Annotated in this window: 6 protein-coding genes; all 6 read left to right on the plus strand. The window is 56.9% G+C overall.

What is annotated here, in order from left to right; all coding sequences use genetic code 11:
- Positions 1 to 131: 30S ribosomal protein S21 (gene rpsU, locus GX108_07835; GenBank protein NLO56939.1), on the plus strand; the 131-nt coding region annotated here is incomplete at its 5' end.
- Between the two features lie 210 nt (positions 132 to 341).
- Positions 342 to 812: a transcriptional repressor NrdR gene (gene nrdR / locus GX108_07840; GenBank protein ID NLO56940.1), complete on the plus strand. Its 471-nt coding sequence runs from the start codon at positions 342 to 344 to the stop codon at positions 810 to 812.
- A gap of 317 nt (positions 813 to 1129) precedes the next feature.
- Positions 1130 to 2302, plus strand: a complete 1173-nt coding sequence (locus GX108_07845) for an ABC transporter substrate-binding protein (GenBank protein ID NLO56941.1) — start codon at positions 1130 to 1132, stop codon at positions 2300 to 2302.
- A gap of 102 nt (positions 2303 to 2404) precedes the next feature.
- Positions 2405 to 3298: a branched-chain amino acid ABC transporter permease gene (locus GX108_07850; GenBank protein ID NLO56942.1), complete on the plus strand. Its 894-nt coding sequence runs from the start codon at positions 2405 to 2407 to the stop codon at positions 3296 to 3298.
- A 5-nt stretch (positions 3299 to 3303) separates the two neighbouring features.
- On the plus strand, positions 3304 to 4344 hold the full coding sequence (locus tag GX108_07855; GenBank protein ID NLO56943.1) for a branched-chain amino acid ABC transporter permease: 1041 nt from the start codon (positions 3304 to 3306) through the stop codon (positions 4342 to 4344).
- The coding region (locus GX108_07860) for an ABC transporter ATP-binding protein (GenBank protein NLO56944.1) at positions 4344 to 5131 on the plus strand (788 nt) is incomplete at its 3' end. The genes GX108_07855 and GX108_07860, both read left to right, overlap by 1 nt.

Below are 5131 nucleotides of genomic sequence, written 5' to 3' on the forward strand. Positions count from 1 at the left end.
AGCGCTTCAAGCGAGAGGTATCCAAGGGAGGCATCCTGCGCGAGGCGCGCAGGCGGAAGCACTATGAAAAACCCAGCGAAGCCAAAAAGAGAAAGAGAGAGGACGCTTCAAGAAAACGCAGAAGAAAATAGCGTGGGAGTCCTTCCCCGATGGTAGAACCCCTCGGAAAAAGGGGAAGGCTTTAACCGCCGGCGCCTAGATACAATTAAAAGACCGGGTACATTCGGGATTGTCCGACCTGCGGATCAAGGGGCCCCGTTCAGAGCGGGGCCTTTTTTTAAACGAAGATCCTCGAATCATCGTGTTAAAATGAAAAATCAGGGATACAAGGGGGCCAAGCCATGCGTTGTCCCAAGTGCGGCCTGATGGAGACCAGGGTTCTCGAAACCAGGACGGCGGGCGAGGGAAGGGTTATCCGCAGGCGCAGGGAGTGCCCCGGGTGCCAGTATCGTTTCACCACCTATGAAAGATTTGAGGACCGCCCCGTGCTTTGGATAGTCAAGAAGAGCGGCCAGAGGGAAGTTTTCGACAGGGAAAAGCTGCTCAAGGGGCTTGCCAAGGCCTGTGAAAAGCTGCCCATCCCCCTGGAGCAGATCGAGGAGGCCGTTTCCAGGATAGAGGAAGCCCTGAGAGGGACAGGACAAGGGGAGGTCTCGAGTTTGGCCGTGGGATCCCTGGCCATGGAGGAACTGAGGAATATCCACAAGGTGGCCTACGTGAGGTTTGCCTCGGTCTACAGGGAATTCACCGATATTTCCAGTTTCGTCGAGGAGATCTCCAGGCTCCGCGATGAAAGGAACGGGTACCGTTGAGGTGCTCCATGGCAAAGAAATTGAAAGTCAACCTTCCCGATGCATTATTCCTTTGATAGAGTATAATGATCGCATCAAGCGCAAGGATTTTCGTCAAGATTTTACCCGCTGCCGGAGGGGTTGTTGTCCCTTTGTCCGGGAGCGGCCTTTTGTGGGAAGAGAGGTGGTTGACCCTGTAACGAGGGGCCTTTTGGTGCCCTGAAAGGTGGAATCGTGTAGAATTGGTCGTACGGTGACATTACATCTGGAGGTGAGCTTAAGTGAAAAAAGGTCTTGTATTGGGTGTGATCGTGGTTATTGCGGTCATAGGGTTCATGATGATCCAGGGCCAGAAGGCCCCCGAGGCTCCAGCCCCTGAGCCCGCCGCGGAAGCGCCCGCACCCGAGCCGGCGGAAGAGCCGGAAGAGGAGCAAGCGGCAGTCGAGAGCGGAGTTATCTATGTAGGAGTCTACCTCCCCCTGACCGGGCAAAACGCCTTCGGCGGCCAACTGGAACTCGACGGCGTCAAGATGGCCCACGAGGAGAAACCCGAAGTCCTCGGCAGGAAGGTGGAGCTCAGCATCGTGGATAACAAGTCCGACAAGGTGGAGTCCGCCAATGCCGTGAAGCGACTCATCGAGAGGGATAACGTCATCGCCGTCATCGGCTCCTACGGTTCCTCCCTGGCGATGGCAGGCGGTGAAGTGGCTGAAAGCGCCGGCATCCCGATGGTCGGAACCTCCTGCACTAACCCACTCGTCACCGAGGGTAAAAAGTACATCTTCCGTGTCTGCTTCATCGATCCCCTCCAGGGCGCCGGAGCCGCTACTTATGCCTACAAGGTTATCGGGGCCAGGAAAGCGGCCCTGCTGACCGACGTGGCCAACGACTACGCTGTGGGCCTCGCGGGCTTCTTTGAGAGGTCCTTCCTCAAACTCGAGGGAGAGATCGTCGCCAAGTTGAATTACAACTCGGGCGACCAGGACTTCACCGCCCAATTGACCGAGATCATCAGCAAGGAACCCGACATCATGTTCATTCCAGCCTACTTTGCGGAGGGCGCCATTATCATGAAGCAGGCCCAGGAACTCGGCGTGGAGTTCCAGATCATGGGCGGGGATGCCATGGACAACCCGAAGATCGTCGAGATTGGCGGCGACGCTGTCGAGGGGTTCGTCCATACGACCTTCCCCTATGATCCCTCGATGGAGGATATGAACCCCGTCGCCAGGCGTTTCACCGATAATTGGCTGGCCAAGCGTTCCGATGATCCGAACGTCAACGCCGCCCTGGGCTATGACTCCTATATGATCCTCGCCGACGCCATCGAAAGGGCCGGCAGCACCGACCCTGAAGCCGTCACTGCAGCACTGGCGGCGACCAGGGATTTCGAGGGCGTGACCGGGCTCACCACCATCAATGAGACCCACGATGCCGAGAAACCAATCGGCATCGTGCAGATCAAGGATGGCAAAAAGCAGTACATAGCAACGATCACTCCCGAACTGTAGGTTCGATCGAAGCCGCTCTCCTCGGGAGAGCCGTCGCGGTTTGCGCGGGGGAGGAAAGAGTTCCCTCCCCCGCCTTTTACGTGATCGCAAGGGGGGGCACCTATGAGCCTGGCTATGTTCGTTCAGCACCTTTTAAATGGACTCACCCTGGGAAGCCTCTATGCGCTTATTGCCATAGGTTACACCATGGTTTACGGCATCCTGAGGCTGATCAACTTCGCCCATGGCGAGATCTTCATGTTGGGCGCCTACTTCGTTTTCTGGGGGGTAACCCTCTTCCGCCTTCCCTGGTTTATCGCCGTCATTGGAGCCATCGTGGTGACCTCCTTTTCCGGCATCATCGTTGACAGGGTGGCCTATAAACCCTTGAGAGACGCCCCCAGGATTTCAGCCCTGATAAGCGCTATCGGGGTTTCCTTTTTTCTGCAGAACTTCGCCATCGTGGTTTTCTCCGCAATACCGAGGGAAGTGCAGCGACCATCGTGGCTTGTCAAGGTGATAATCGTCGGTAAGATCAGGATCCTTCCACTGACCCTGGTCGTCCCGGTGTTGTCCTTCCTTTTGATGATGGGACTACTTTATGTTGTGTACAAGACCAAGCCCGGGCTAGGCATGAGGGCTATCTCCAGGGATATCGAGACGAGCCGCCTCATGGGAGTGCCGGTGAACAGGATAATAGCTCTCACCTTCGGAATGGGTTCCGCCCTGGCGGCCGCTTCGGGGATAATGTGGGCCCTCAGGTACCCTCAACTTCAACCGGTGATGGGCGTCATACCCGGTTTTAAAGCCTTCATAGCGGCGGTTTTCGGGGGCATAGGCTCCATACAGGGAGCAGTCATAGGAGGACTGACCCTCGGTTTGATGGAAATAATGATCGTGGCCTTTATGCCTTCCCTGGCTGGTTTCAGAGACGCCTTCGCCTTCATTCTTCTGATCATCATCCTTCTCATCATGCCTACGGGACTTATGGGTGAGAAGCTGGAGGATAAAGTGTAATGGACCTGAAACGGAAACGAAATTACACCCTCAATGGGATCGCGGTTCTTCTGCTGGTTGGCGGCCTTTTCTGGGCCAAGGGCAACCTTGACGGTTACAAGATCCAGATAATGAACCTTATAGCGGTCTACATCATTCTTGCCTTGAGCCTGAACCTCATCTACGGATTCACCGGGCTCTTCTCGCTGGGACACGCCGGTTTCATGGCCATTGGTGCCTACACCTGTTCTCTCCTTATCCTGCCCGCCACGTACAAGCAGACCATGTTCCTCCTCCAGGCCCCCATGTGGCCCTTTTCGGTGATGCACGCGCCCTTTTTCGCCGCCGTCATCATCGCCGGCCTGGTGGCGGCCTTTTTCGGGTTCCTGATTGGTCTGCCCGTCCTCAAACTGGGCGGGGACTATCTCGGGATAGCTACCCTGGGTTTTGCCGAGATCATAAGGGTCCTGGCCAACAATATGCCCCGCGTCACCAACGGTGCCCTGGGCCTGAAGGGCATACCTTCCTATTCCAACCTGTGGTGGAACTATGGCTGGTGCCTCCTGACGCTCTTCGTGATAATACGCCTGGTGCGGAGCAACTTCGGCAACGCCCTTAAGGCGATCAGGGACGACGAGGTGGCGGCCCGGGCCATGGGGATAAACACCTTCCGGTACCGACTGACCTCCTTCACGATAGGCGCCTTCTTCGCCGGGGTTGGAGGGGCGTTGCTGGCGAGCCTTCTCACGACCATTGACCCCAGGATGTTCATCTTTACGCTGACCTTCAACGTGCTGATGATCGTGGTGACCGGTGGACTTGGCTCCATCACCGGCACGGTCCTGGCTGGCATAGTGATCACCGTCCTGCTCGAATGGCTTCGATTCGTAGAGAACCCGATCTCCTTCGCGGGCATGACGGTCCCGGGAATTCCGGGCATGCGCATGGTGGTGTTCTCCCTGGCCCTCCTGTTCATCATTCTTTTCAGGCACCAGGGGATCATGGGCAGGCGGGAGTTCAGCTGGAATTGGCTCTTCAACCTCCTCGGGAGAAGGGGTGAAGCCTGATGCCCAACAATGACGCGGTCCTCGAGACCGAGGCTCTCACGATACGTTTCGGCGGACTCGTCGCCGTCAGGGACTTCTCCGTGCGGATCCCCAGGGGAAGCATCGTCGGCCTGATAGGACCGAACGGTGCCGGAAAGACTACCTGCTTCAACATGGTGACGGGTTTTTACAAGCCCACCGAGGGGAGTATCCTTTTCAACGGGCAAGATATAACCGGGTGGCTTCCCCACAAGGTGTGCTCCGCCGGGATAGCCAGGACCTTCCAGAACATCAGGCTTTTCCATACGGCCAGTGTCATTCAGAATGTCATGGTGGGGGCGAGGGTCCGCCAGAACACCACCTGGTGGCACGCCCTGCTCAACCTGCCTTCCTACTGGAAAGAGGAGAGAGAAGTGCGGGAAAAGGCCCTTTTCCTGCTCGATGCAGTGGGGCTTAAAAAATTCGCCGATGAGGAATCGGGAGGCCTTCCCTACGGTGCCCAGCGGAGGTTGGAGCTGGCCAGGGCCCTGGCTACGGACCCGAGCTTCCTTCTCCTGGATGAGCCGGCCGCCGGCATGAATCCCAACGAGACCCAGGAACTTATGGGTTTTGTCAAGGATATCAGGACCCGGTTCAACCTGACCATACTGCTGATAGAGCATGACATGAGGGTAGTGATGGGGATCTGCGAGCACATTTGGGTCCTCGATTACGGTGTGACCATAGCCGAGGGCAGGCCCGAGGAGATCCGTTCCAACCAGAAAGTCATCGAGGCCTACCTTGGAGAGGAGTACGTCCGTGATGCTTA

It is taken from the genome of Thermovirga sp. (assembly GCA_012523215.1).
Lineage (GTDB): Bacteria > Synergistota > Synergistia > Synergistales > Thermovirgaceae > 58-81.

What these genes read in the sequence shown, in the direction of transcription:
- GX108_07845 (NLO56941.1), top strand. Translation starts at nt 1,130, where the DNA reads ATGATCCAGGGCCAGAAGGCCCCCGAGGCTCCAGCCCCTGAGCCCGCC.
- GX108_07850 (NLO56942.1), top strand. Translation starts at nt 2,405, where the DNA reads ATGAGCCTGGCTATGTTCGTTCAGCACCTTTTAAATGGACTCACCCTG.
- nrdR (NLO56940.1), top strand. Translation starts at nt 342, where the DNA reads ATGCGTTGTCCCAAGTGCGGCCTGATGGAGACCAGGGTTCTCGAAACC.